A 25930-nucleotide genomic window follows, 5' to 3' on the forward strand; every position below is an offset into this window, starting at 1 on the left:
CAACTCCTTACTGATAAGCGAAACGTAACGTAGCGAGCTGATTCGCCAGCTTCAGTGCGAAGCGGCGAGCCTGGCGATACGAGCGAAACTCCTGAGCAGGATGTTTTAGCGAACTAAAGCGATGATTGCCGTAAAAGGTGCCGGAACGCGTAAGTATGCCGGACGTCCATTTTCCAGAGGATAACTGATGGACCTGCACCTTAAAGCTCAGTGAGCCGGCGCGGTTCGTTACCCATTCATCTTTACTGTTGCCGTCAGCAACACGATCCCACAGGGATACAGCCGCAGCGGAAGCCACAGAAAAAATGCTTTTTATGGAAAAGAAAGATGGTAAAGAAAGGGTTTGCATGGTGTTTCTCCTGTTAGTAGGGAAACACCTGCCCTGTCGGGAAGATGTTTCCCGATGGGCATTCGTAAAACGAATGTATAGCTGAGGCGACTGTGCCGTTACTTCTGAGCAGTAAATACCCGGAAGGTCGCAGCGTCAGACGCGGCAAGCTGAGCGGATTTCGCAGCAGCATTGTGAGTAAAGTGCTTACCGTGCCGGCTGAAAATGAACTCATCGCCCGGCTGACCGTTAATCACCGTTCTTGCCATAACAATGGCGTGATAACGCTGATCGTCGAACCAGACACGGGGACAGAACTCATAATGACCGGAAGGTGAAGACAGCCACGATGTTCTCCTGAGTGCAGCCGTGATATGAGGGTATTCAGACGCAACGCGGGTTGCAGCTGAAAGAACAATATCGAAAGGCATACGCAGCTCAGTAAGGAACGAGCGGGTTACAGACATAGTTTCTCCTGAAAAACAGAGAAACATTTGCCCTGTCGGGAATGTTTCCCCGAAGAGCGAAGGCAGAAGCCGGATAGTTGAATGAACCTTCATCGCCAGGCAGTAGGAGCCGTGTTTGACGATATCTGCTTCCAAAGGCGAGCAGATGTGCCACACTGATGTGTTCTCCCTTTCAGGCTACAGGAGTGTTATTGAAGCTACCCGAAGGCGGTCATCTCAAGCCACTGACCATTGGTGGTTGTCCGAAGACAACATAAGAAGCGTTTTAATAATAGCGCCTGTTTGAGGAAAATTACAAGACCCCGTTATTAACCTATTTCGTCAACGCGGTTATAAATACGCGCAACATAATCTCCGCGCCCGTCACCGTGTCCAAGATCCATCGACACTAAAGCCTCAGCTTCTTTTCGGCTCATGCCATTTTCAAGGTGATGATTTACGGCGTCCTGAGAATAAGCGTACCTGATACTGTGCGGCGCATGTATTCCCGTCATTCCACTTTCACGTAATACATTATGATAGCGGTCAAGCGCCTGGTGAAGCGTTGGCTTGTCGATTAACTTACCGTTATTATCATCCACATAACGAATAGCCTCATTTAATAAAGCGACAACCCTGTCTCTTTCGAATATCGTTGCATCACGCGGACGCCCTCCTTTAGAGCCGAATACAACGCGAACATTATTTTCACCGGCGAGCAAACTTTTTCGCCACGTCTTGAGTGACTTTGCTGACTGAACAGTTTCTTCAGCCCTGAGACCAATATATCTTGCCAGTTGAATACCTAAAGCGATCCCACGATCTTTTTCTGATACGGTCGATATAATTTCCTTAAGGCGTTCATCAGAAATGGCGACCTTAGTCCCTTCCCTGCTGGCACCAGAAATATTCAGCGCCTGATTGCTCAGCTTTTCATGCGCAGGATTAGCCAGAACGTTACGTCCCCCCTGTGAAAGGATTGAACGTAATGCGGCCATTTCATTTTGCAACGTTCTGGACGATATATTTTCAACCTGACGACTTCGGATATAGTTTTCGATATGTTTGATCTTAATATGGCTTACGTCCCGAATCTGAATATTAAGGGTTGCCAGTCGCTCCGAAAAGCGGCTGGCAATCTTTGAGCGATCAGAAACTGTTTTAAAACTTCCTCCGCCCTGACGTGCGAGCGTCACGAGCTGCTTACTTAATTTTCCAGCCACTGTATACCTCCTTTCAGAATCTACAGCTGTTAGCCCACAAACCCACAGCTGTATGACTCTGACTCTGTACATCTCTTCCCCGATGACACGGTTGCTTTTGCGCTTCCTGCGTCTCGACTGGTATCTGTGCATCGGGGCGGCGAAATGTTGAGTTCTTACGAGGCTCCCCAGGTCTCTGACCTGTTTGCGGCTTACGCCGTGCTGACGTTAGTCAGTCTGCCTCCGTACACCAGTTCCCTGATGTCGCCATCGATACCGAGTCGATCATTCTCCTTCTAATAAAACGCCCTTAACGGGTTGTTCGTTAACGTCGCGTCATGGTTGATAAATAGCCAGTTGAGCACCTGAAAACACGTAATACGTGCACGTCAGATTGTACCGGCCTGCTGAAAAACGCACTGTGCGTGGGTTTGGTCGTTATGCGCTGCGCGCGTCACTTTGTTCTCGTTTCACTCGAACGAAAGTGACGCCGCGCAGCTTCATGCTTCTAATGCATTTTCCGCAAGCGCCCAAATGTACAAAATGGGCTTATGCGTCATTGCAAAAGTCGTATGCAGCTCAGGGCTTATCCCTGAAAAATTCATAACGAAAGTGAAAAAACATCGTTGTGGACGCTTTATCTGAGAGCAAGAGGCATAAAAAACAGCCCTGCGTTGGTATGTTTAAGAAACCCCCATCGTCGCGTCGTAGGTGCGCATTGTTGACGATATCTGCTTCCAGGAGCGAGCAGATGTACCACACTGATATGTTCTCCCTTTCAGGCTACAGGAGTGTTTTTAGCAGCTACCCGAAGGCGGTCCTCTCAAGCTATTGGACCATTGGTGGGTCGCCAGTTGGCGACGTAGTGCATGTGAACGATATCAATACTACAGCACCGATGTCAAAACAGATCTAATATTTACGTTTAAATCCGAATTCATATTAATAATTTAAAGGAAAAAAATGGACAACATTAGCAATGCGACCTTGCTGACTTTAACTGTCACCATATTTATAGCAGCAGTTAACTTTTTCTTTGGGTTCATGGAAGGCTGAAAAAATTCTCGAATGAAAGAATATCTGTCTACAAGGAAATATCCTCACTTGAGGATAGCAATGGACAATTGTCAGATGCTAAAGAAGTTGCAAAGCAGAAGCTCAAGTCACAAGTGCTTTTTGAATTGACAAAATTGAGAGATACCAAACTTGCTTCTTTAATGCTACATATCCTGAAGAAGAACTCTGGCATAGACATTAAAAAAGAAACGTCTGTCAGAACAGTAATTGACTGTTTAGATAAAGAAGTGACAGTTATAAACTCTTCAATTACAAACACTACCCTATCTCTTAGTCGACCTCGATTCCGTAAAAAAAGAAACAAAGGTGCCTTACTAGTTTTCTTATATATAACCCTATCAATTATATTTTCGCAAGCAGCATTTTCATTCTCTGAATCAAGAGAGCAATTACCAATGGCATTAGCAACAGGATTAATATCCTTGTTCATGATCTTTCTGTATGCACTATGTCTAATAAAATACCCTATACTGGGTAGCTTCAATCATTATAACAACATCATAAGCAATCTAGAAAATTAAATATCCCTCAGTGGAGTGGGTACTAAAACTCACTCCATTCTTAATGATTACCGTTCAAAAATCATCCTTGAACCCTATAACAATAATTTAATCCAACAACCTCTGGATAATATCTGAAAACATTTTAGAGGTGGAGTTAATCCAATTTATAAAAAATTATGAGCTTAACCGCTAAACTGGAGTTTTATGAATATGAACGTGATACTGAGATAACCTGTTCCCTATTGATCTCACAGAATGCTGTTAGCATTCTGTACGCTGCTTTTAAACAGCTGCAGTTTGTAACCAGTGCTGTTTCTGCTTCGCAGATATGACTTTCCTGCGCCTCCGCCCAGTGTAGCATCGCCTTCATGAAAAAATCCGGCGCTGCGGTTCCAAACTGCAAAACAATGTCTGGCAGAGTCAGTAATGCTGTAGCCGGTACGCAAGCGCTGTCATATTTCATTTCAAGCCAGCTGCATCAATTGGATGTGCAGAACTTTGCGCCATTGAAGTCTTCAACGATGTTGTGTTCATGATCGCCCTCCCCTTTTGCACATTACAGCCACAATTTCCGCAGGTTTGATGCGCGCAAATACCATTTTTTCTGTCTGCGTGAGCAGATGGCCAATGGTCTTCGGCTTGAAACGTTCGGTATTCAGAATATACAGGCCGGTGTGATCTAACACCTCAGGGATAAGCCATTGACAGAAAAGTAAATTTTACACCTGGACTGAGAATATCGATCGTGACGCGGCGATTTTTCAAGTGCGTCGGCGTAGATGAACCTGAAACACCTCACCCCCTCTGCACTCGCGGTCAGTTATCGATTGCAAATAAATCTTTTAGCCTGAATCTTTTGCCTTAATTTTCTGCGTCAGCATTAGCTACCCGATGGCCTGAAAGGCTTGGGACAGGACGACGTTAGGCTTGGTGCGAAGCATGGCTGCCGCCAGAGGCCAGCATCATGTAGTGAAAGAGTATGCATTTTGTGGCGCCCCAATATTGAGGAGCCACACGGGATCGCAGGCGATGTTAATTCTGCGCCTCATCCGCAGCAGGGGTTGTCCACAATTTGTGGTGTACAGCTATCCGCAAACCCTGTGGGCAGTTTATCGCACGACAGAGGGAGCAAGGTGGCAGGAGCAACTGCTCACTTAGCAACCAATCCCTGGCGCTATGCGTTTTATCCAGCTGAATTCTGAAAATAACTCATTATTCTTCAGGGGCATTATCGGTAGTGGGACGATTCATCATGGATACAGACTTGTCATTGAATCACGCCTAAATGATACTGTACATATAAACAGTGTCATTGGAAGGAGGATTTATGGGTTGTGTCATGTCGTTTTCAACCGCAGAAGCTGTGGCTTTCAGAGAGTTACTGTTGTGAAACCCGCAGCTTACAGCACTGGCCTGACACTGCTCTGGCCGCCTATATTTACGCCTCGCGTTCGCGTGCCGCTGTTTGCGGACACCTGCGCGGCGGGCTTCCCCTCCCCTGCTCAGGATTACGTTGAGTCAGAGCTTGATCTGAACGAGTTATGCATACGTCGGCGAGCCTCAACATTCTTCGTTCGTGCCAGCGGCAGCAGCATGCAGGAGCTGGGCCTTTATGACGGTGACGTCATGGTCGTGGATCGTGCTGAGGAAGCTTCACATGGGGATATCGTCATTGCTGAGGTTAACGGCGAATTCACGGTTAAACGTCTGCAGCTGCATCCTCGGCTCGCCCTTCTGCCCATGAACCCTGCCTACTCAACTATTTATCCAGAAGAGCTGCAGCTGCTTGGCGTCGTAACCTGGTTCTTCAACAGCACGCGTGCCCGCCGGAGATAACTATGCCCATGTTTGGCCTTGCAGACGTTAATTCCTTCTACGCCAGTTGCGAATCGCTGTTTCGACCCGATTTGCGCGGCAAGCCGGTGGTGGTACTCAGTAACAATGATGGCTGCGTTATTGCACGCTCCGCAGGTGCTAAAGCGCTGGGAATAAAAATGGGAGCGCCCTGGTTTCAGATAAAAAATGAAGGATACCCCGTCAAAATTCATGTCTTTAGTTCGAATTACGCCCTATAGTAAGTTAAGTGGAATGCAACATTGGTTGAGTAAACTTTGAGCAGCAGAACTGCTGTCAGAGGTAAACACAATGCTGATTTCACCGAATGAACACAGCCTGGCGCTGGCTGAGCGCTGGCTTAAACTGTTATCCGATCTGGGCAGGGCGCAGGCCACGCTCACCGCCTACCGCAATGCCCTCAGCCATTATTTTGCGTTCTGCAGCCAGAACAGCATTGAACCTGAAAAGGCCCGGTTTGAAGATCTGGCCGCCTACATCAGCCCTCAGTTACCCGGCATGCCCTTTCCCGTGGCCAGCGCCACGCTCCAGCTGCGCCTGTCGGCGATCCGCCTATGGTATGACTTTCTGATGTACCAGGATCTCTGTCTGGTGAATCCGCTGCCCCGTTCCGGCACGCCTGGCATGCTGAGTTCCGGTAGAGGGCTGGTTCCCCGCGTCGTAAAGCTGCCACGGATCCCTGACGATGCGCAGTGGCAGGCTTTTCTTTTTCATGCTGCCTCATCCCCGCTTCGTGACCGCCTGATGCTGGCATTAACCTATTACGGCGCGCTGCGGCGATCTGAAATTACCTCCTTGCGTGTTGACGACCTCGACTTTGCGCACCGGCTTATCCGTATCCGGGCTGAAACTACCAAGAGCCGGCGTGAACGCATCGTCTGCTACAGCCCGGCCGTGGCACCCGTGCTGGCGGCGCATCTATTGCAGATGAAACGGGAAGGGATCGCCAGAGGTGCCCTGTTCCGTTCTGCGTCCGACCGCAATCAGGGCGCGCCGCTTTCCTTCTGGACCTGGAGCAAAACGGTACGGAACTGGGCACTGATGTCAGGGCTGCCGGACATATCAACGCATACCTTCCGCCACCTCCGCCTCACACATCTCGCCCGTGCGGGCTGGAAGCTGCACGAGCTGGCTACCTATGCGGGACACCGCGATCCGGGGACTACCCAGATTTACATCCACCTTTCCGGACGGGATCTCGCCGCCAGGATGGCAGGCGCGGTAGAAACGGCAGATATCAGAATGGCGAACCTCATTTTCAGCCAGGAGAATTAACATGAGCACAAGCACACCGACCGGAATCAGCTGGCGAGCCTTCAGCATTGATGAATACCGGCTGGAAACGTCACTGACTTCCGATGAGCGGACGGCGCTGGCCAGCTCTCACAGCCGGTCCGGTATGTTAAGGATGAAACCTGCGCCTGACCTTATCAGGCCGCTGACGGATATTGCCGCCGCAAGCGGATGCAGCAGCAAAATCGCCGGGCTGGTTATAGCAAGACTGCTGCGCGACATGAATGCATCAGGTGCGCCCTGCTGGTGCTGGCCTCAGGAACGCTGGCAGACGCTCTGCCGGGAAGTCAGGGAGGGTCGTCCTCTGATGGCCGCTTTTGCCTGGCACCTGGGAGGTCTGCATGACACGCTCAGCCTCCCTGATATCCGAAAACCCGCCCTCTATGCCTGCGCCATCTTCGGTCAGAGTTTTTATTATCAGGAGCTGCACCGGCTGACCGATACGCTGACGTCACTGGGTTATGCCGCGGGAAGCCAGAAACAGCACACATCCGGCGTGCTGGCAATGCTGATGATAATGAACAGGGATCCCCGGCTTGAGACGTTTACGACCGAACTGCTCTGGCAGGCACAGAACAGCATCGATAACGCGACATCCCGTTACGTCGGCCGGGTCTCACACGGGCTTGCTGCGCTGGGCATCATCAGCGCCCCGGTGAGGATGCGCAACTATACGAAGTGGTATGAAAAACCGGTCGAAGGAATCGATCCCGCCTGGGTGCACTGGTGCCGGCGCTGGCGGGAAACGTCAGTGCTGCGACCGCGTACCCGGGAAAGCCAGTACAGTTTTATTCTGCGCTGCGGCCTCTGGCTGGCAAGGGAGCATCCGCAGGTGCGGGAACCGGCAGACTGGACGCTGGAAATCTGCGCCAGTTTTATTGCGGCGGTGGGCCGGATGAACGTGGATGAGCTTCAGCTGGGCACGGAGAGAGGCACCCGTAAATCGATACGATCCGGCGAACCCATGATGCCCCACTCCCGCGCGGGTGTAATCTATGCGCTTCGCCGTTTCATGATCGATTATGAAAACTGGGGTTGGGGGCGCCTGCGCTTCAGCCCTGCCCGTCATCTTTCCACACCGGACACGCCCCTGTTCCGTCGCGGCGTCAATCCACGGGTTATCGACGATCCGGTCTGGCTGAAGCTCATCTGGGCCAGCCTGAATCTGCGCCAGGAAGACCTGCTCACTGAAATCCATTATCCGCTGGCCATGCTGCAGGCGATGGCCGTTATCTGGACCCATGCAGGGTTGCGGAAAAACGAGCTGCTCCGCCTGACCACAGGGTGTATCGCGCCGCAGGCAGATGAAATAGTGAAAGAGGACGGCAGCGTCATTCCTGCCGGGACCCTGTGCTACCTGCATATTCCCGCCGGAAAGACCTCAAAAGCCTATGTTAAACCCGTGGCGGCCGTGGTGAAAAAATATGTCGATACCTGGCTGGCCGAACGCCCGACAGAACAGGCCATGCTGGCTGATGAACGGACCGGTGAGAAAGTCCGGCTTCTGTTTCAGTTCCGGGGGAAGCCCGCAGGCAGCGCTATCATGAACCGCACGCTGATACCGATGCTGTGTGCAAGAGCCGGCGTCCCCGTAGAGGACAGCGGTGGCACAATAACCAGTCACCGGGGTCGGGCATCGGCAGTGACCGCGCTGGCGAGCGTTCCGCAGGAGATGTCTCTGTACGAACTGATGCAGTGGACCGGGCACTCAACGCCCCAGTCCACCATGCATTATCTCCGCATCCGCCCGACTCAGCTGGCAGCCTCGTTTGTCAAAGCAGACAGGGTCGCCCACATGATAAGCGTACTGATTGACCACGATCCGGAAGCCGCCAGCCTGACCGGCCCCGCGACGTACTATGATTTGGGCGATTCCTACTGCACAAATCCGTTCTGGAGCAGCTGTCAGCACCGGATGGCCTGCATCGGCTGTGATTTTAACCTGCTCAAAGACAGCGCGCGCGGGCTGATACTGGAAAGTAAAGCCTCAGTAAAACGCTACCTTGAAGAAGTCCCTCTCACCGCCGATGAAAAAGCGATTGTAGAGAATGATGCCGAAAAAATAGATCAGGCCCTTAAAAGACTGGCCGTTAAGCCTGGAGGATGAAACGGGCTGCAACAGGCCAGGCGCGGTGATGGCTGACTTGCCTGTGCCTGAATCGAGGCGGAGCAGGCCAGATTTCCCGTTCAGTAAAAATAGCTCCAGAGTGAATCATATGCCTTTTATCGAATATGTTTTTAGACTATGCTCTTTCAACTACCCTTGGATCATCCTGGATCGGGAATCAACATGTTATCTCTGACGCCACTGCAACTGTTCAAAAACCTTTCGGATGAAACCCGCCTGACGCTGGTGCTACTGCTGAAAGAGAAGGGAGAGCTTTGCGTGTGTGAACTCACCGGCACACTGAATCTTCCACAGCCGAAAATTTCCCGTCACCTCGCAATGTTGCGTTCCAGTGGATTACTCAGCGATCGACGCGACGGCAAGTGGATCCACTATCGCCTCTCCCCACACATGCCAGCCTGGGCGGCCTCTGTCATTGAACAGGCGTGGCTGAGTCAGCGTGACGAAATCCGCGACCTGGCGGGTCATTCACAGCTCGATCATGCAACCACTAACGGCAGAGCTGTCTGTCTGTAAAAAAAAAATTTAACCAAACAAATTCGTTTATCCGAATGTGTTTGGCGTTGATTAATTAAAAAGGAGGCAGCATGCTGCTGGCAGGCGCAATTTTTATTCTCACCCTGGTGTTCGTCATCTGGCAGCCGCTCGGGCTCAGTATTGGATGGAGCGCGGTGGCCGGAGCCGCGCTGGCGTTGATTACGGGCGTGGTACACCCAGGGGATATTCCCGTGGTCTGGCAGATAGTCTGGAACGCCACGGCCACGTTCATTGCGGTGATTATCATCAGCCTGCTGCTGGATGAGTCAGGATTTTTTGAGTGGGCAGCGCTGCACGTAGCACGCTGGGGTGGCGGCAACGGAAAGCTGCTATTCACGTATATCGTGCTGCTGGGCGCGGCGGTGGCAGCGTTGTTCGCTAACGATGGGGCGGCGCTGATACTGACGCCGATCGTGATTGCCATGTTGCTGGCGCTCGGATTCAGCCGTGGTGCGACGCTGGCGTTCGTGATGGCTGCGGGTTTTATTGCCGATACGTCAAGCCTGCCGCTTATCGTGTCTAACCTGGTCAACATCGTTTCGGCGGACTTTTTCCATCTGGGATTCAGTGATTACGCGTCGGTTATGGTGCCGGTCAATATTGCCTCAGTGCTGGCGACACTCGTTATGCTGCACCTGTTTTTCCGGAAGGAAATCCCGGCAAAGTATGACGAGGCGAAGCTCAAAGCACCACGTGACGCCATACGTGATATCAGCACGTTTCGCACCGGATGGGTGGTGCTTATTTTGCTGCTGGCTGGCTTCTTTGCGCTGGAACCGCTCGGCGTGCCGGTGAGCCTGGTCGCGGCTGTCGGCGCACTGATCCTCTGGCTGATCGCGCGGCGCGGGCACGTGATTGATACCCGCAAGGTGCTGCGCAATGCGCCCTGGCAGATCGTGGTGTTTTCACTGGGCATGTACCTGGTGGTCTATGGATTACGTAATGCAGGTCTGACGGAGTATCTGACCACGCTGCTCAATGATTTCTCCGCTTCGGGTGTCTGGGGGGCGGCGATGGGTACCGGGTATCTCACTGCCCTCCTCTCATCAGTCATGAACAATATGCCCACGGTGCTGATTGGCGCGCTTTCCATTGATGCCAGTTCGGCACAGGGTATCGTGCGTGAGGCCATGATTTACGCCAACATTATCGGCTGCGATCTTGGGCCAAAAATCACGCCAATTGGCAGCCTGGCAACACTCCTGTGGCTGCACGTGCTGTCACAGAAAAACATCCGTATCAGCTGGGGTTACTACTTCCGGGTCGGCATCGTTATGACGCTGCCGGTGCTGACCGTTACGCTTGCCGCGCTCGCGCTGCGTCTGTCGATCTGACGATAATCCGGGGCGGCGCATGCGGCCCCCATACACGAGGTTTTACCATGTCTGACATCACCATTTATCACAATCCCGCCTGCGGCACTTCGCGCAATACGCTGGCGCTGATCCGCAACAGCGGCGCAGAACCCGTAGTGATCCATTACCTTGAAACCCCGCCGACGCGTGAAACGCTTGAAGCGCTGATTGAAGCGATGGGTACCGGTGTACGGGCGCTGCTGCGTAAAAATACTGACCCGTATGAACAGCTGGGCCTCGCCAGCGACAGCTTCTCAGATGAACAGCTACTGGATGCCATGCTTGCTCACCCGATCCTGATTAATCGCCCGATAGTGGTAACGCCGCTGGGAACAAAGCTTTGCCGCCCTTCAGAAGTCGTGCTGGACATTCTGCCTGACCCGCAACAGGGCCCGTTTACTAAAGAAGATGGCGAAGTGGTGATTGGTGCGGACGGTAAACGCGTCAGCCAGTAATCAGAAAGGATGAAAAGAAAAACCGGCGTTTCGCCGGTTTTATCAGATGCTGCGCTGGTTAACCCTGGCTGAGAGCTGCTCCGCGCTCTCCTTTCTCTCGCTGTAGCGGTCGATCAGGTAGTCGCTTCGTCCACGCGTCAACACGGTGAACTTCATCAGTTCTTCCATCACGTCCACGATGCGCTCGTAATAGGCCGACGGCTTCATCCGACCCGCTTCATCGAATTCCGCCCAGGCTTTGGCCACGGAAGACTGATTAGGGATGGTGATCATGCGCATCCAGCGCCCCAGAATACGCATCTGATTCACCGCGTTAAACGACTGAGAGCCGCCGCTGACCTGCATCACCGCCAGCGTTTTACCCTGAGACGGGCGCACCGCGCCGGTTGCCAGCGGTATCCAGTCAATCTGCGCTTTCATCACGCCGGTCATCGCGCCGTGACGCTCCGGTGAACACCACACCATGCCTTCTGACCACAGCACCAGCTCGCGCAGCTCGGCAACCTTAGGGTGCGTTTCAGGCGCGTCATCGGGAAGAGGCAAGCCGGATGGATTAAAAATTCTGATATCGGCTCCCATCGCCGTCAGCAGTCGAGCCGCTTCTTCCGTGGCAAAACGACTAAACGAACGTTCACGTATAGAACCGTACAGCATCAGTATGCGCGGCGCATGAGTGAGCTCTGTCGCCGCCAGCTTTGCGGTCGTCACCGGTGCATCAAACAGGTCAGCATCGATATTGGGTAGCGTCATGTCCGTCAGGTTCATTGTGTTTTCTCCGTTAACTGTGTGGGCAGGCTGAAGCCGCATCCCCCTTCTCCGCTGCAGCACTCTTCGACGAGAAAGGCCAGCAGCTGCTCCAGCCGCTCATACTGTGGCAGGCAAAACAGCGTACGCCCCTGACGATCCTGGCGGATAAGCCCGACAGACATCAGCGCGGAAAGATGATGGCTCAGCGTGGATGCAGGGATATCCAGATGCTTCTGTATATCGCCGACCGGCAACCCACCATGTCCGGCCTTAACCAGCGTTTTGTAAACGGCCAGCCGCGTAGGATGGCCGAGTTCCTTTAAGGCGCTGGCTGCAGTGTTCAGGTCCATAGCAATCCCCATTTATCTATATTTCCAGAATAGTAGAAATAAAATTCCAGTCAACAAGTGTGATTGAGTTGTTATGTCCTCAATAAGGAAAATGTCCGCTGATCGCTTACTACAGCTTTTTCGCCCATGCATTGGCAGTTTCGTGCCAGGAGCGGACGTTTTCAACATCTGTATGCATTAATCTTTGGAGAAGAGTTTTCACTGCATAGCTATGCAAATGCGCCGAAATCATCAAGGGCATTTTTCGGGATTTGAGCCGGGGAAAGGTGCCGGAAGGGGTGTTATGGTAAATCCGGACACCTGATGGGCCCTACTTGCTAGCAATAGCAACCGCGTGCATAGCAACTGCATCCAGAGCCAGAACAACAGCCCATAGTTGCGGTTTTCTGTGGGTCTTCGTAGATAGCAAACACTGACACCGCTTTGCCGCGAACGTGCACGCGCACAGCGGCTATCTCATCTGCTGGGCCTATCACTGGCATTGCTCCATATTGGGACAAGTTGATTCGGAGTTTGTTATCTTCGATCTTTGTCTCGAAGTTCGCTTGCTTCAACTCAGCGCCCTCATCATCTCCACATGCACACTGTCCATTTTCATCTTCCAGATGGAGGTAAATGGGAGGTGCGGATTCGTTTTTTTTCGGGGAGAGGGTATCGGTACTCATAGGATTTCTCCAATCAGTTTATTGGTTGAGTTATGGCTCGCAACACCGTCCTATGGCAGTGTGAGTTAGAGGGAAATACAATTCTTCACCTTTTCGTCATAGCGATAATAAGCAAAGCACATGCCCATTCGGGCATCAAGGTGGGGGCCGCTTGGAAAAGGAAAAATATCCTATGCCAAGGCTTTTTTTTACCAGTATGGTATAGATAACCACCTGAACTACCGCTGCTCCGCCCTCTGTTATTCGAAAGATAGTTCCGTACATCCCTTACAGTCATGGGTTTCTGCTCAATGGAACGAAATCACCTCTTAAGCCCAAATGCTTAACGTAAGATGATTTCTCTTTCCCATGCTGCCCCCTATATAAGCCATCGACGCGAAATCTACGACTGAAGCCCGCAAAACGGGCTTTTTCATGCCAGTTGGACAATAGATGTTATGTCTAATGCGGCATAACATTCCTATCCCATAGTTTTGACGTCAGCTCCTCGCTCAAAGCTGCCCATAGGTACACGAGAATCCTTTTGTAAAATTGTCTTCTAAGGGATTGATCGTACTGAGCAGCACCCTTTTTATTCGAATAAGTCACATCTCCCCACTTGTCAGCGCTTCGAAGCTCATTAATACTGTATACATGAACAGTATTAGTTTGGGGGTTTTCATGCGCATTTCATCTTTTTTACTAAATCAATCATTGCCAGGTGCCCGGGATTTAAAAAATGAAGGCCGTTAGTTACACGCAGGGCCTGACGCTACTCTGGCCTCCCGTATTTACGCCGCCGCTAAGAGTGCCGCTTTACGCAGATCCATGCGCTGCTGGATTCCCCTCCCCTGCCCAGGATTATGTGGAGAAAGAGTTAGATCTGAACGAGCTCTGCATAAAACGCCGCGCTTCTACGTTCTTTGTTCGCGCAAGCGGAAGCAGCATGCAGGAGCTGGGTCTTTGTGACGGTGATGTCATGGTGGTTGACCGCGCCGAAGAAGCCTCGCACGGCGATATTGTCATTGCTGAAGTCAACGGTGAGTTCACCGTTAAGCGTTTGCAGCTGCAACCGCGACTTGCATTGCTGCCCATGAATCCCGCCTACTCCGTGATATACCCGGAAGAGCTTCAGTTGCTTGGTGTTGTCACCTGGTTCTTTAACAGCACGCGTGCGCGCAGGAAGTAGCTATGCCTATGTTTGGACTTGCGGACGTCAACTCATTTTATGCCAGCTGCGAAGCGCTGTTCAGGCCGGATATACGTGGCAAACCCGTTGTCGTGCTCAGCAATAATGACGGCTGTGTCATTGCCCGCAGTGCCGGCGCGAAAGCGCTGGGCATAAAAATGGGAGCACCCTGGTTTCAGATAAAAACGGAAGGTTTTCCAGAAAAGGTCTTTATTTTCAGCTCGAACTACGGGCTTTACCATAACCTCAGCCAGCGAGTCATGACTGCTCTGGAAGAGATGACACCTCGCGTAGAGCAGTACAGCATTGACGAAATGTTCCTGGACCTGACGGGCATAGACGGCTGTGAAGACTTTGAACATTTTGGTCGGCGCCTCAGAACCCACGTGCTCAGCACTACGGGTCTTACCGTAGGTGTGGGCATGGGGCCAACCAAGACGCTGGCAAAATCTGCGCAGTGGGCAAGCAAGGAGTGGAAGCAATTTCGTGGCGTGCTGGCGCTGACAAAAGGCAATCCGAGGAGAACGGCAACTCTTCTTGAAAACCAGCCAGTTGAGGAAATCTGGGGCGTGGGGCGACGCATCGGTAAGCGCCTGAACCAGATGGGCATCACTACCGCACTTCAGCTCTCACAGGCCAGTCCGAAGTTCATCCGGGATAACTTTTCCGTTGTACTGGAACGGACGGTACGTGAGCTTAATGGCGAATCATGCATACCACTTGAAGAGCTTCCTCCGGCCAAACAGCAGATTGTCTGTTCACGTTCTTTTGGGGAACGCATTACCTCTAAGGAAAGCATGCAGCAGGCACTGTGCCAGTACGCAACGCGCGCAGCTGAAAAATTAAGGGGAGAGCGTCAGTTTTGCCGTCACGTCGGGATTTTTATCCGGACGTCACCACACGCCGTTAATGAAGTGTTCTACGGGAACAATGCTGGCGAAAAACTTGCCCTTCCCACTCAGGATACACGCGACATTATCGAAGTCGCTATGCGTTCACTTGATCGTATCTGGCTGGACAACCGGCGCTATATGAAAGCGGGTATTGCTCTGGATGATTTTACGCCGAACGGTATTACACAACTCAGTCTCTTCGAAGAGAACAAACCAAGGGCAAACAGTGCGCAACTGATGAAGGTACTTGATGGCATTAATCAGTCAGGGCTGGGGAACATCTGGTTTGCCGGACAGGGGATAAATACTGAATGGAAAATGAAACGGGAAATGCTCAGTCCTGCGTGGACAACACGCTGGTCTGACATTCCCGTTGCGCGGGTACGTTAATTAAAATGAGATGGCAAAAATGGACCTTGCCGGACGTTGTTTTTGTATTCCACATAAACCATTCCATGTCCCAGAGGGTCATGACGGCACTGGAGGAGATGACGCCGAAGGTAGAGCAGTACTCCATTGACGAAATGTTCTTGGATTTAACCGGTATCGATGGGTGTGAGGACTTCGAACACTTCGGGCAGCGCCTGCGAGCGCACGTGCTGGCCACAACCGGTCTGACTGTCGGCGTAGGCATGGGGCACACCAAAACACTGGCCAAAAGTGCTCAGTGGGCCAGTAAAGAGTGGAAGCAGTTTCGGGGAGTACTGGCTTTGACACCCGGGAACCCCAGACGAACCGCCACTCTCCTGCAAAACCAACCGGTCGAAGAAATCTGGGGCGTTGGACGGCGCATTGCTAAGAAGCTGAACATTATGGGCATCGAAAACGCCCTGCAGCTGTCGCGTGCGCACCCTACCCTCATTCGCAAAAACTTCAGCGTGGTGCTGGAACGGACCGTACGCGAACTCAACGGCGAATCCTGCATTCCGCTGGAAGAATTTACCCCTGCGAAACAGCAGATTGTATGTTCGCGATCGTTCGGCGAGCGCATTACGTCAAAAGTGGCTATGCAGCAGGCGCTCTGCCAGTACGCGACGCGCGCATCCGAGAAGCTAAGAGGCGAACGGCAGTTCTGCCGCCGCGTGGGGATATTTATCCGCACTTCTTCTCACGCACAAGGTGAGGTGTTTTATGGTAACAGCGCCAGTGAAAATCTCAGTTTTCCCACTCAGGATACCCGCGATGTGATAGCTGTGGCTATGCGCTCGCTGGACCGCATCTGGCTGGAAGGCCGCCGGTACATGAAAGCAGGGATTATGCTTGATGACTTCACCCCCAATGGTGTCAGCCAGCTGAGCCTGTTTGATGAGGACGCCCCCCACCCTTACAGTGCAAAGTTAATGAAGGTGCTGGACGGCATTAATCAGTCCGGTCTGGGAAATCTCTGGTTTGCGGGTCAGGGCGTTAATACTGAATGGAAGATGAAGCGCGAAATGCTCAGCCCTGCGTGGACAACTCGCTGGGCTGATATTCCAGTTGCGCTCGTGTTATAGGCAAAGTGGTACCGGCGATTTCTCCCCTTAGAGGTTTTCCACTTCACCTGAATACCATTGTTAACACATATGAAATGTATTGAGTTAATGCCCCGGCAGGAAATGCAATTTCAGTATGAAGAGTGTTTGTCGTTGCCTGGCCTTCTGGCATGCCATGCTCTTAAAAGCCTGTAGAAGGATACCCGCTGGTGTTAAACGTAGCATCGACCTGAAGTGGGCTCGGACGAGTACTAACAAAACTGCGACCCATAGACGTGCAAACTTGCTCAGCAAGGGGTGACCAAATAGTAAGTGTGCAGACCGAATTGTTACAGTTAGCATGACTAAGTTTGAAAGGGATAAATACCTAGCGAAGGCCAAGCGCAATGCTAAATATATCCGCCTTAAAGACGCGCAGACTGGGACCACGTTCCCAATAGATATGGCATTTTAGATTGGTGCTGGAACCATGGTCCCAGCAGATATCAAATTAATCCGGATGTTACGCTATCCTTGCTGTGGCGTAGGTAATGGCGAAGAAACTCACGAACTCGGTTCGCACCTGAATGATTTAGGTTGGGACCTCGGTCCCAACAAGTCTAAGTTGAGTAAATACAAGCTAAGACAGCAAGTTCAGGAAATTATGAACACGCAGCACCTAAAGGTACTTAGGCTGGGACCATGGTCCCAGCTGTCATAGTGATGTGCGGTTAGATTAAATATAGCGGAGTCTGGCCTCATGTCTGCCTGATTGAGGGTGAGTGATGAGCAACGCGAACCAACCTCGTGTTGGGACCATGGTCCCAACACGCATTGTGTTAGTTGCAGCTTACGGGATATGAGTCTGGCAGAGTCAAGGATAAACACAGGATAGGGTATATGACAGTTGGGACCACCGCCCCAACTGTCATGTTTTCAAATTTTTATATTACTTAAAAGTAATTCTTTATTAGTTCTATGTCTTCACAGAGTAATGCAGGAGCAGGGCCGGCGTTCTGGGACCACGGTCCCAGGACAATGATTAACGATTCAGACGAGTGAGTAATTCTTCAAACTGTGCAATAAGAGTCTCGGGGATTTTGGTTCTGTCCAGACTGAACAACACCTTATTTCCCTTGTACTGCGCAGTCGCCCCCGGAGCAAAGTCTTTCTTGACCGCAGGTTCCCGTACCGAATGAGTGCCTTTAGTCAGCGCCGAATTCAGTTCCTGAATGACCTCTTCTGACTCATAAAGGAGACCGTTTTTTCGTCCTGCGATAAGAGACGCGGTTTGTTCAGCCAGCAATGATTCTTTGCCTTCAAACGCCTTAAATAACTGTTCACCGGCCCTTGCCGAAAGTTCACCTGGATGAGAGAAAAGAGATATTACCTCGCTAGGTAGTCTGGCCGTGTTGAGGCAGCGCGTAATAATTTTACGAGAAATTCCTTCAGCATCGGCCAGAGCTGAAATGTTATTCGCAAACTCATTTTCTAGTCTCTGCGCGTAGCGTTTTCCCCGTTCGAAGGCACTGGTAGGCCGGTAGTCATTTCCGAGTTTACACAATGAGTCCATCTGTTCATCGTCCAGCTCGCCAACCAGCACGCGATATTCAGAAGAAGTCAGGATAGCCGTCATGCGCCTGCGGCTGCCATCAGCAACCTCGATCCCGCCGTCAATCCGGCGACCAAAAGCAGGGTTTTGCTGGCCGCTAAGCAGGAAAGAAGGAATGAGATCGTCGAGAGCATCTTCCGTCAGAAACGCTTGTACACGCTCATTCCCACCCCAGACGTGAGTGTTTTTTTCTACCTGACCTGCTGGGACTGTTTCCAGCGTGAATTTTACGTCTCGTCCGCATACGGGTAAAACGATAGAATTTCCTTTGGCCATGCCGCCGACACGAGCGATCAGGGAATCAACCATCGGCGCAGCGGGCGCAGAAGACTGAGCACCCGCAGAAGAAGAGGGAGAAGATTTAGGAATAATAGGTGCACGTTTCATCAGCGGATCTCCCAGCGCGGCTTGATAAGACGGTCAAATATTTCGTTGCAGACGGGTTCCCATATGGCCAGCGCGTTACGCCAGGCACCGGTAGAAGAGCGCTGATCGATGGCTTGTTCGAATACAGTACGCATCCTGATCTGGCCTTTACCAACCTCATCAGTTTCGCGAACAACATTTTTCAGAACCATGCTGCCCCAGGCGTCCCGGATCTGCTCTTCCATCCACGGCGACTGCGAACCGTTATTGTTACTGTACTTGGTCAGCAGGATACGGACATCTGGCTCAAACCCCTGGAGGTCTACGTTCTTCAACAAATCGCGAAGCATGTCGAAGAACTGCAGGGCAGAGGTGTAGTCAAACAACTCAGCCGGAGTAGGTACGATTAGTACGTCCGCTGCACAGACCACGTTAATGGTACCAATACCCAAATTTGGTGCACTATCGATGACAACTACGTCGTAATCTTGAGCAACAGATTCAATAGCCAGTCTGAGCATCATGTGAGGCTCAGTTGGCAGTTTACCTTCGTCATAGCGTCCCATGAGCTCGGTTTCAATACGGTGTAATGCCAGGCAGGAAGGAATGATGTCAAGGCCGGGCCAGCAGGTCGGCCTGATCGCATAAAAGGCATCATCACGTTCGCCGAGATAGAAGGGTAGCAACGTATTGTCGGCGTGAATATGCAGGTCCGGCACCCATCCGTGATACATAGATGCGGTACCCTGAGGATCGTTACCTTCAACCAGAAGCACACGAAGACCTTTAAGCGCAAGATCCTGGGCAAGATGCACCGACACGGAAGTTTTGTACACGCCGCCTTTATGAGCCGCGACACCAATCACGGGAGGGATACTTTCATCGGGCCTACGCAGGCGGGTCCCGAAAACATCCCTCATGTGATTAATCTGCTCAATGGTGTAGCCTACACGTTGTTCCACGCGGCCGCGCATCTCCAGATCGGGGTAGGGCAGTCGCCCGGCTTTTTCCGCATCACGAATGGCCTGAGGTGAGACGCCAATAAGATCCGCCGCTTCGCCTACGCGCCATCTGCGGGTTATTTTACGCGCCTCCGGGCTGTCATCATTAAACTGAGCCACCGCTATAGCTTTGGTCATCTCGTGACCTGCGGCGATACACTGATCCAGCGTATTCATCAATCCCACGAACACTCTCCATTATTAACTTTGCACCCTTTCATTAAATCTTGATAATTAATGCAAAGCAACATCAAATTTGCAAATAACGCCATTCAGTGCAAAGTTTAAGATATTTGCTCCATTTGCCGGGAAGTGCCGTTACTGCGCCTCCCGACGGCATCGCCCGCTAGGGCGTATTGCACAGCAACTGCCGAGCTGGTGTCCCTGTTGAACCACATCGGCTGACCGGCGGCCACGTCCAGCACAAACACCTTCGACTCGGTGGTCTAAGAATTCTGGTGACCAAACAGCGCCTTGAGTATGCCGGGGTGAACGTGTTTTTAGAGCATGTGCATGGAAAAGCTGTGGGAAAATAGCGGTGCCAGCACCTCGTAAGTGCGCACGCCTGTGTTCCAAGCTTGATAATGAACGCATGTTACGTCCAGTCGAGGATGTGGTGGAGCAGGGCGTCTATCTCAGTGACCAGCAGGTATAGGGGGCTAATCGACGTAGTGTACAGCGCCAGCGCACGCCAGAAGTGCGACGGCGCGCGGTCAGCGGGGCGGGGTGGCCAGGCAGAGGGAGCTCGGCGTAGGAAGCGTCCTATGACTCCGACTTGTCAGGCGGCGCTGCGTGAAATCTGCAGGGGCAGAGCACCGAAAATTATCCAGAATTCACACAGCAGCGTTTCGTCTTAATCGGGGTATTTTCGCCGGTTCCAGCGCAAAAGGCCACGTACCCCCAGATGCCGGACTCCTTTGTTCCGATTTAAGTAAATAAAACATGAGACGGAAACAGATAGTTACCGAACGGGCAGGAAAAGGATCCGCGCGCGTTCATGTTCAGTCTGGATACGGTACGCCTGGCATATGTTGTGGATTCAGCACGCTCGGTGAGATCCATTTTGAAATAGCAGAAAACGGAAAGCATGGAGAAGAAAAACAAGGGTGATCTGATGCCATTCGGTCCTTTTTTGGGGAAAGGGGAATATGGTCTGGGGGAAGTTCAAATCAGCAGCACGCAGCCTGTCATTTAGGAATAAACGCAACGAAATAATACGATCCTGTTCAAATATAAAAGCGAAACGCTGTAATACGATAACTTATCCTTTCTAGTTAATAATGAACGGCTGAGAAAACAAGATGAGAGCAATATTGTCTGTTATCTGCCTTGCGTCTGTATCCTGCACTTCTCCCTATCCCAACGCGGTTCCAGAAGCAGGCGATATAACGTCTTTTATTCCCGCGAATACGGAAGCTGAAAAGAATGGTTATCTTTCAGCTGCAAATGACGTGAAAAAGTTTGAGCGAAAGCTGGCAGAGAAACAGAACCGCCTGGCGACGCAGAAATACGCGTTCAGCGACGTGAGCGCGGTGGGCGCAGTGACATCCGTTATAGCCGCAGCCAGTGGCGCGCTAACAACAGCGCTCTATGCCGGTGGCGCAACAGTTGCGGGAGGGGTGGCCGGGCAGCGGTACAGCTATGACGCTCAAATACTCAATTATCGCACAACGCGTCAGAAACTGAACTGCATTTACAGGGCCATGACAGACATCAGCTCGGAGCAACTGATTGTTGCTATGGATGATACAAGGACACCTTCCGTGATTCAGATTTTAAAACCTTATATCAGAAGTGTTATTTCTGATTTGGCTTTTGAGCTTGAATCTGAACAGTCCGCAGTAAATCTGATAGCTCCTGATATAAATGCAATTTCCAAAATAATAAATGAAAAAAATGCCGCAATAATGGTTCAAAGAAATTTACCAAGAAATAAAGCTACGGAACCCAATGCAGTAACCGCAATAGCGGAAGTAATAAGAATTAGCATAAAAGCATGCAAAATATCACCAACAACAACATCATGAGCAGTGGAAATCACCTGATAATGAAAACACCCCATCCATTTAAATAATAAAATCGGTGCTATATGATGACTAATAATACCTCTTATCGTAAAGATATCAATAATGATTTATTATTCTCAATCCGTACGATTTTGATAGCATTAATATTAACAGCTTCGCCTACAGCACAGTCAGAAGAGTTGAAAGAAGGAGGCGCTCACATACTGGCGCCCGTCTTTCAAGACAGCTTTGACATCCCCCCGCCAATCACGCCTGCCAGAAATATACGGATCTGGTCTACTTATTATTACACGGTAAGGCCTGTGGTGAGACAAAACGGCGTGCCTTTTAGGGATAAGGATGGCAAAGCGATTTCCGACAATGTGAGCTTGAGTGACTGGTGTATAGGTGCCCAAGAGGGTTCAATAAAAACAACCTACAAGGGAAAGGAGGTGAGGTTAACACATGGAGGAGAGTTTAAGAAAAAGCCGCCTTACGCTGTAGACTGTGATATTCCTTTCCCCGGCTTGGGAATATCAGGGTATGGCTTTAACTATCATAAATCCACTGATACGCCTTATGGGAACGGAACGAACGGATGGCTTCTGGTCCCTTACCGAACGATGGCGGCACAGACAGGAAATAAAGAAACCGGATTACATCCCGGAGATGTGATCTATGTTGATAAAGTAAGAGGCAAAATAATAGAAGACCCAGTAACAGGAAAAAAAATCAAACACGATGGTTATTTTTTTATCGGAGATAAAGGTTCGCCCTCCAGAATAAAGGGATATCATGTGGATACCTTCTGTGGATTTGTAAAGCGCTGCCTGCCTTCATTTACCCTTGGCAGTGACAAAATTCCGATCTGGTCTGAAGCACAGATTATCAATGATCCAATAGTGATAAAAAAGCTAACCCGAATGCACCTGAGAACGAGCTATGAATAGGTTATAAGCAAGCAGGGCTACAGAGTTGGAGTATCATGCACGAAATCTGGGGTCAGTAGCACCGGATACATTAACTAAGCATCAACAATGATGAATCAGGTGGGAATATCACCCCACCTGAACACTATCATTCAATGAGTTGCAGCGTGGTAAAGCGTATTTGTACAAGGACTTTTCGGTCATCCTTTGTGATAAAATCCCGTATAACTTCCGCTGGCTTAAGTGCTGAAAAGATTAGATTAAGGATTTAACTTGATTGGCATTCAGAAAATGCCCACGCAGAAACTGAGAGACCAGATGAGAAAGTAATGTTACAAGGTTTCTGTCGAGCAAACCTGAACGACTAAAAGCAGTAATAAAACTGGCCATTTTCGCCTCTCTTTCCATATTACTTTCTACTAGACAAATAGCCTTACAGCAGGCATTGAATACGCGATCAACGCGTCGACCTAATGGCATCGTGTGGGTTAAAAGAAAATTCAAATTAGTTGTGGGTACGAGTTCAAACTTAAAGTAATAACTCAAAAACAGCATAGACATAAATTTGTCCAAAAATATATTTTTATTATAATTACCTGAATATTTATTTATCAGCGCAGAAAGATGTGTTCCATGCGCATCTGTAAGAGAAGCTGACAAACCTATAAAATCATCAAGTGTTACAGGGTAGGGGAGAGAGCCATGTATATGTAACAACAATCCTTCTTCTTTATCACCATACGCCATATCATTTTGGATATTATGTAACAAGTTATTAGTATTTACTACCTGTACAGAAACAAGACTTTTATATAATAAACAAGTTTGAGTATCAATAGAGAAGAACGGAAAACCACTATTCTTAATGGCATACATTGTTTTTGCGAAGTTGGGTCCGCATGGTTCATTGAGCGCTTGAGCCTCCTGACTGTAATTATCAGGGACAATATTTAACGGGCACAGTAGTGAAATCATACTCTTAATATTGGAAAGAAGAACTCCAAAAACACTCTTAATTGTTTCTGATGTATTGATAAAAAGACCGCCAGAATCCGTCTCAGCCACTGTCATAAACTTATCACTTTCAATTTCATCAATCCATTTCAAGATTGAATCAATATCTTCTTGGATAAGGAACAACTTAATGTCATTCTTAACAAAGTATCCAGAGAATGATATAAGGCAAAGATAAATCACCGTGATAATATCCGTGCATATAGAATCAGAAACTTCACTTCCAACATCAACAAAACCCCTATATTTTACATTCTTATTCATTAATAATGAAAATGCAGCCTTGACTGGATCATGTTTATTAACAAAATTCATTCTGAAGGCTAAAGGTGCAACATCCTGCTTCATAAGATCATTCATATTACTACTATGAACTCTAGTCCCAGATAATATCTTCTTTAACTGTTCTTTTAGTTCTTCAGGATTGTCTGAAACACTAAACGACTGAAAGGGATCTGAGCCATCATTAGATTCATCACGTATAGACAGACAAATTCGATGAATAGCAACGTAAGGAGGCATGATGTCTTCGACCTCTACATTTTTCATTCCTGCAGAAAGTTGGTCTCCCTTGTTGGCATCTAATAATGCATGGCCAAGAAGACTATCACGCGTTAAAAGATAAGAACTACTGGCACCATCAACATCAGAGATGATTTTAGTAATATGCTTATTTCCGTCTTTATACTGAACACCTCGAATGAGTCCATTCACATTATACTTTGGTGTAAATTCCGCTCGCTCTTGGTTTAAAACCATATTTAGACATGCAGAAGAGATATATTTGTAATTTTTCTCAGGAGAGTCAATAAACCAATCTATAATTATTTTTTCGAAAGCACCCATCTCATTTAAATCTACTAACAATGACATGATGTGATTCATCAAAGGTGTAGGTGGTGTGAACATACTAAAATCAAAGGAAGACACTTCGTTAATAATTTCATCTGGTTTTTCTAGTTTTTTATAAGTAAGTAATTTCAACCTGACAAAATCTAGATTATTACTGTGCGCATATTGCTTTATAGAGGTGTAAGCTTTTTCCGGAAGACCATGAAAAAGATGAATAAATATAGTCAAATTTGCGATTGTGACTGATTTATCCTGATTGTTAACTTTGCTCTCCAGTTCCAAAAAATCTTTATATCTTGCGCAATGATACAGGAGCAAAAGAGTCGCTTCGACAAAAGGAGAGCACCAGATATCATTACAGCCGCGAAAAAATTTAAGTAGTAAATCGCATGCCTCGTAACTTAACTTTTTCTCTTTAAGGAGGTCAATTATATTGCGGATATATTCTAGATTTACTGACTCAAAATCAGCATCCGAAACCTGAAGAATTATACTTAGGCATGATTTAATCGAAGCTATATCATTGTTCGCAAGATGCAAAAAGAGATTATTAAGTTCATATGATAGAGTCGTCGTTCCGCCAGTAATCTTAACACCATTTTTTATCCAACGATCCATCTCCTGCGGTGTCATCAGATTTCTTGCGAGCCATAAATCACCGAGTTCGATTTCTTTTTTTTCAAGTAACTCATCAACCAGTTTACGCTTATAAGAAACATCTTCAATTGATCTTCGTACATCATTGACAGGATGATTATCTGATAACCCTTCTTTCTGATGCTTCAAAACTAAGTCATCAGCAAAATCACTATCGAACTCCCTGAGCATATCTATGTTTTCGAGGCAAATTAGTTCTAACTGTTCATTATCTCTTTTCACATACATCAAACAAGGAATCAGAATATTGAAAAGTCGTGCATCTTTAGCCTCACTGGCTTGGTATATAGATATTGCATCAAAAATTAAATTCTTAACATTATTTTTTACTTCTTGTGTTAAGCTCCAGTAATCTTTATGCAAGAGGCTCTCATTCATGCTTAGTGCATTCGCAAAAAGCAAAACAACCTTAGAATTATAGTTATTGTAAACTCTATTTAAATACTCAGAAGCTTCTAAGGATTCCTTAAGACACCTTTTATTGAAAAGTCCTCTAATCAACCCAAGTAATTCTTCTTCGGTTAAGTCGTAAATTTTTGTAGTTACTATTTTTATAAGGTTTTCTTTCGAGGTGAAAAGTTCAAAAGCTACAGCTCTACTAAATGGTCCGCTGACAGTTATATTATCGTATCTTTTAACGGCAACTTCTTTCCCGAAAAGGCTAGCTTCAGATTTCAACACCAGTGATATCGCCAAGTCTTTTATCATGGCGTTTCCTGAGGATGAAATTATAGTCTGCAAACTTCCAATAGCAATTGATGACTTTTCATCTTCACAAATTGAACATTTTATGTTTAGAAGAGACAGAAGATCTTTTACATCGTGGCTTTGATTTCCCAACCCAGAAATTAAATCAATGCTTTCTCTTGCTTTCGTAAACTCTCTATTCGTTATTTTATCCAAAATATCCGTTACTGGTTTACGCAAGTCTTCAGGTACAGTCGACGTAACAAAGGTGATATAGGTTTCAAATGATATATTTTTATCACGGGCAACGTTATCACCACTTCCCTGATGTGACAAAGTGATTTCTGACATAGT

At 49.0% G+C, this 25930-nt stretch carries 20 protein-coding genes and 2 pseudogenes; 12 read left to right on the forward strand and 10 right to left on the reverse strand.

Going from position 1 to position 25930, the window contains the following annotated elements:
* Positions 1-7 precede the first annotated feature (7 nt).
* The 5 genes from FCN45_RS23280 to FCN45_RS23915 form a co-directional block, all read right to left on the reverse strand.
* Positions 8-349 carry a hypothetical protein gene (locus FCN45_RS23280; protein WP_137387505.1) on the reverse strand — a complete coding sequence of 114 codons (342 nt, stop codon included), beginning with the start codon at positions 347-349 and terminating at the stop codon, positions 8-10.
* 98 nt (positions 350-447) lie between these two features.
* Positions 448-795 (reverse strand): hypothetical protein, encoded by a 348-nt coding sequence (locus FCN45_RS23285; RefSeq protein ID WP_137387506.1) that lies wholly within the window; start codon positions 793-795, stop codon positions 448-450.
* 308 nt (positions 796-1103) lie between these two features.
* Positions 1104-1997: an integrase domain-containing protein gene (locus FCN45_RS23290; RefSeq protein WP_137387507.1), complete on the reverse strand. Its 894-nt coding sequence runs from the start codon at positions 1995-1997 to the stop codon at positions 1104-1106.
* Between the two features lie 1063 nt (positions 1998-3060).
* Positions 3061-3483: a hypothetical protein gene (locus tag FCN45_RS23295; RefSeq protein ID WP_137387508.1), complete on the reverse strand. Its 423-nt coding sequence runs from the start codon at positions 3481-3483 to the stop codon at positions 3061-3063.
* Positions 3484-4086: 603 nt separating this feature from the next.
* Entirely contained in the window at positions 4087-4242 is a 156-nt protein-coding gene (locus tag FCN45_RS23915) for a conjugation system SOS inhibitor PsiB family protein (RefSeq protein ID WP_371419619.1), read from the reverse strand.
* A gap of 727 nt (positions 4243-4969) precedes the next feature.
* Here FCN45_RS23915 and umuD (FCN45_RS23300) point away from each other — a divergent pair.
* The 7 genes and pseudogenes from umuD (FCN45_RS23300) to arsC all read left to right on the forward strand — a co-directional run bounded on the left by umuD (FCN45_RS23300) (position 4970) and on the right by arsC (position 11178).
* The gene (gene umuD, locus FCN45_RS23300) at positions 4970-5392 is read left to right on the forward strand and encodes a translesion error-prone DNA polymerase V autoproteolytic subunit (protein ID WP_246862595.1); all 423 of its coding nucleotides are present in this window, start codon (positions 4970-4972) and stop codon (positions 5390-5392) included.
* 8 nt (positions 5393-5400) lie between these two features.
* Positions 5401-5628 (forward strand): annotated as a pseudogene (locus FCN45_RS23305) (DNA polymerase V subunit UmuC); the annotation flags it as partial.
* A 73-nt stretch (positions 5629-5701) separates the two neighbouring features.
* The gene (locus tag FCN45_RS23310) at positions 5702-6685 is read left to right on the forward strand and encodes a tyrosine-type recombinase/integrase (RefSeq protein WP_137387510.1); all 984 of its coding nucleotides are present in this window, start codon (positions 5702-5704) and stop codon (positions 6683-6685) included.
* Position 6686: 1 nt separating this feature from the next.
* The gene (locus tag FCN45_RS23315) at positions 6687-8810 is read left to right on the forward strand and encodes a tyrosine-type recombinase/integrase (protein ID WP_137387511.1); all 2124 of its coding nucleotides are present in this window, start codon (positions 6687-6689) and stop codon (positions 8808-8810) included.
* 183 nt (positions 8811-8993) lie between these two features.
* Positions 8994-9347, forward strand: a complete 354-nt coding sequence (locus FCN45_RS23320) for a metalloregulator ArsR/SmtB family transcription factor (protein ID WP_137387512.1) — start codon at positions 8994-8996, stop codon at positions 9345-9347.
* Between the two features lie 71 nt (positions 9348-9418).
* A complete protein-coding gene (locus FCN45_RS23325; protein WP_137387513.1) occupies positions 9419-10702 on the forward strand; it encodes an arsenic transporter in 1284 nt (427 codons plus the stop codon).
* Between the two features lie 47 nt (positions 10703-10749).
* The gene (arsC, locus tag FCN45_RS23330; RefSeq protein ID WP_137387514.1) at positions 10750-11178 is read left to right on the forward strand and encodes a glutaredoxin-dependent arsenate reductase; all 429 of its coding nucleotides are present in this window, start codon (positions 10750-10752) and stop codon (positions 11176-11178) included.
* 42 nt (positions 11179-11220) lie between these two features.
* Here arsC and arsH read toward each other — a convergent pair whose 3' ends face one another.
* Both arsH and FCN45_RS23340 read right to left on the reverse strand, forming a co-directional pair.
* Positions 11221-11943, reverse strand: a complete 723-nt coding sequence (gene arsH, locus FCN45_RS23335; protein ID WP_137387515.1) for an arsenical resistance protein ArsH — start codon at positions 11941-11943, stop codon at positions 11221-11223.
* The gene (locus tag FCN45_RS23340) at positions 11940-12275 is read right to left on the reverse strand and encodes a helix-turn-helix transcriptional regulator (RefSeq protein WP_137387516.1); all 336 of its coding nucleotides are present in this window, start codon (positions 12273-12275) and stop codon (positions 11940-11942) included. The genes arsH and FCN45_RS23340 overlap by 4 nt, the downstream gene beginning before the upstream one ends.
* Before the next feature lie 1383 nt (positions 12276-13658).
* Between FCN45_RS23340 and umuD (FCN45_RS23345) the strand changes: the two genes are divergently transcribed.
* The 3 genes and pseudogenes from umuD (FCN45_RS23345) to umuC (FCN45_RS23355) form a co-directional block, all read left to right on the forward strand.
* Complete coding sequence (gene umuD, locus FCN45_RS23345; RefSeq protein WP_137387517.1) at positions 13659-14108, forward strand: translesion error-prone DNA polymerase V autoproteolytic subunit; 450 nt, start codon at positions 13659-13661, stop codon at positions 14106-14108.
* A gap of 8 nt (positions 14109-14116) precedes the next feature.
* On the forward strand, positions 14117-15391 hold the full coding sequence (gene umuC / locus FCN45_RS23350) for a translesion error-prone DNA polymerase V subunit UmuC (RefSeq protein WP_137387561.1): 1275 nt from the start codon (positions 14117-14119) through the stop codon (positions 15389-15391).
* A gap of 59 nt (positions 15392-15450) precedes the next feature.
* Positions 15451-16494: pseudogene (gene umuC / locus FCN45_RS23355) on the forward strand (translesion error-prone DNA polymerase V subunit UmuC); the annotation flags it as partial.
* A 1000-nt stretch (positions 16495-17494) separates the two neighbouring features.
* Here the strand turns inward: umuC (FCN45_RS23355) and FCN45_RS23360 are convergent.
* Together FCN45_RS23360 and sopA are read right to left on the reverse strand one after the other, a co-directional pair.
* On the reverse strand, positions 17495-18451 hold the full coding sequence (locus FCN45_RS23360; protein ID WP_137387519.1) for a ParB/RepB/Spo0J family plasmid partition protein: 957 nt from the start codon (positions 18449-18451) through the stop codon (positions 17495-17497).
* The gene (gene sopA, locus FCN45_RS23365) at positions 18451-19617 is read right to left on the reverse strand and encodes a plasmid-partitioning protein SopA (protein WP_137387520.1); all 1167 of its coding nucleotides are present in this window, start codon (positions 19615-19617) and stop codon (positions 18451-18453) included. The genes FCN45_RS23360 and sopA overlap by 1 nt, the downstream gene beginning before the upstream one ends.
* A gap of 1115 nt (positions 19618-20732) precedes the next feature.
* On the opposite strand from sopA, the gene FCN45_RS23370 reads away from it, so the two are divergent.
* Positions 20733-21458: a hypothetical protein gene (locus tag FCN45_RS23370; RefSeq protein WP_137387521.1), complete on the forward strand. Its 726-nt coding sequence runs from the start codon at positions 20733-20735 to the stop codon at positions 21456-21458.
* 62 nt (positions 21459-21520) lie between these two features.
* Positions 21521-22387, forward strand: coding sequence for a hypothetical protein (locus FCN45_RS23375; RefSeq protein WP_137387522.1), 867 nt, complete (start codon positions 21521-21523; stop codon positions 22385-22387).
* Positions 22388-22621: 234 nt separating this feature from the next.
* On the opposite strand, the gene FCN45_RS23380 is transcribed toward FCN45_RS23375, so the two are convergent.
* Entirely contained in the window at positions 22622-25927 is a 3306-nt protein-coding gene (locus FCN45_RS23380; RefSeq protein ID WP_137387523.1) for a hypothetical protein, read from the reverse strand.
* Between the last annotated feature and the right edge of the window lie 3 nt (positions 25928-25930).

Source organism: Pantoea sp. SO10 (assembly GCF_005281435.1).
GTDB classification, from domain to species: Bacteria; Pseudomonadota; Gammaproteobacteria; order Enterobacterales; family Enterobacteriaceae; genus Pantoea; species Pantoea leporis.

Coding starts and splice junctions, on each gene's coding strand:
- umuD (WP_137387517.1), top strand. CDS start 13,659: ATGAAGGCCGTTAGTTACACGCAGGGCCTGACGCTACTCTGGCCTCCC.
- FCN45_RS23380 (WP_137387523.1), bottom strand. CDS start 25,927: ATGTCAGAAATCACTTTGTCACATCAGGGAAGTGGTGATAACGTTGCC.
- FCN45_RS23375 (WP_137387522.1), top strand. CDS start 21,521: ATGATGACTAATAATACCTCTTATCGTAAAGATATCAATAATGATTTA.
- FCN45_RS23310 (WP_137387510.1), top strand. CDS start 5,702: ATGCTGATTTCACCGAATGAACACAGCCTGGCGCTGGCTGAGCGCTGG.
- arsH (WP_137387515.1), bottom strand. CDS start 11,943: ATGAACCTGACGGACATGACGCTACCCAATATCGATGCTGACCTGTTT.
- FCN45_RS23280 (WP_137387505.1), bottom strand. CDS start 349: ATGCAAACCCTTTCTTTACCATCTTTCTTTTCCATAAAAAGCATTTTT.
- FCN45_RS23315 (WP_137387511.1), top strand. CDS start 6,687: ATGAGCACAAGCACACCGACCGGAATCAGCTGGCGAGCCTTCAGCATT.
- FCN45_RS23320 (WP_137387512.1), top strand. CDS start 8,994: ATGTTATCTCTGACGCCACTGCAACTGTTCAAAAACCTTTCGGATGAA.
- FCN45_RS23340 (WP_137387516.1), bottom strand. CDS start 12,275: ATGGACCTGAACACTGCAGCCAGCGCCTTAAAGGAACTCGGCCATCCT.
- FCN45_RS23370 (WP_137387521.1), top strand. CDS start 20,733: ATGAGAGCAATATTGTCTGTTATCTGCCTTGCGTCTGTATCCTGCACT.
- umuC (WP_137387561.1), top strand. CDS start 14,117: ATGTTTGGACTTGCGGACGTCAACTCATTTTATGCCAGCTGCGAAGCG.
- arsC (WP_137387514.1), top strand. CDS start 10,750: ATGTCTGACATCACCATTTATCACAATCCCGCCTGCGGCACTTCGCGC.
- FCN45_RS23360 (WP_137387519.1), bottom strand. CDS start 18,451: ATGAAACGTGCACCTATTATTCCTAAATCTTCTCCCTCTTCTTCTGCG.
- FCN45_RS23295 (WP_137387508.1), bottom strand. CDS start 3,483: ATGAACAAGGATATTAATCCTGTTGCTAATGCCATTGGTAATTGCTCT.
- FCN45_RS23285 (WP_137387506.1), bottom strand. CDS start 795: ATGTCTGTAACCCGCTCGTTCCTTACTGAGCTGCGTATGCCTTTCGAT.
- FCN45_RS23325 (WP_137387513.1), top strand. CDS start 9,419: ATGCTGCTGGCAGGCGCAATTTTTATTCTCACCCTGGTGTTCGTCATC.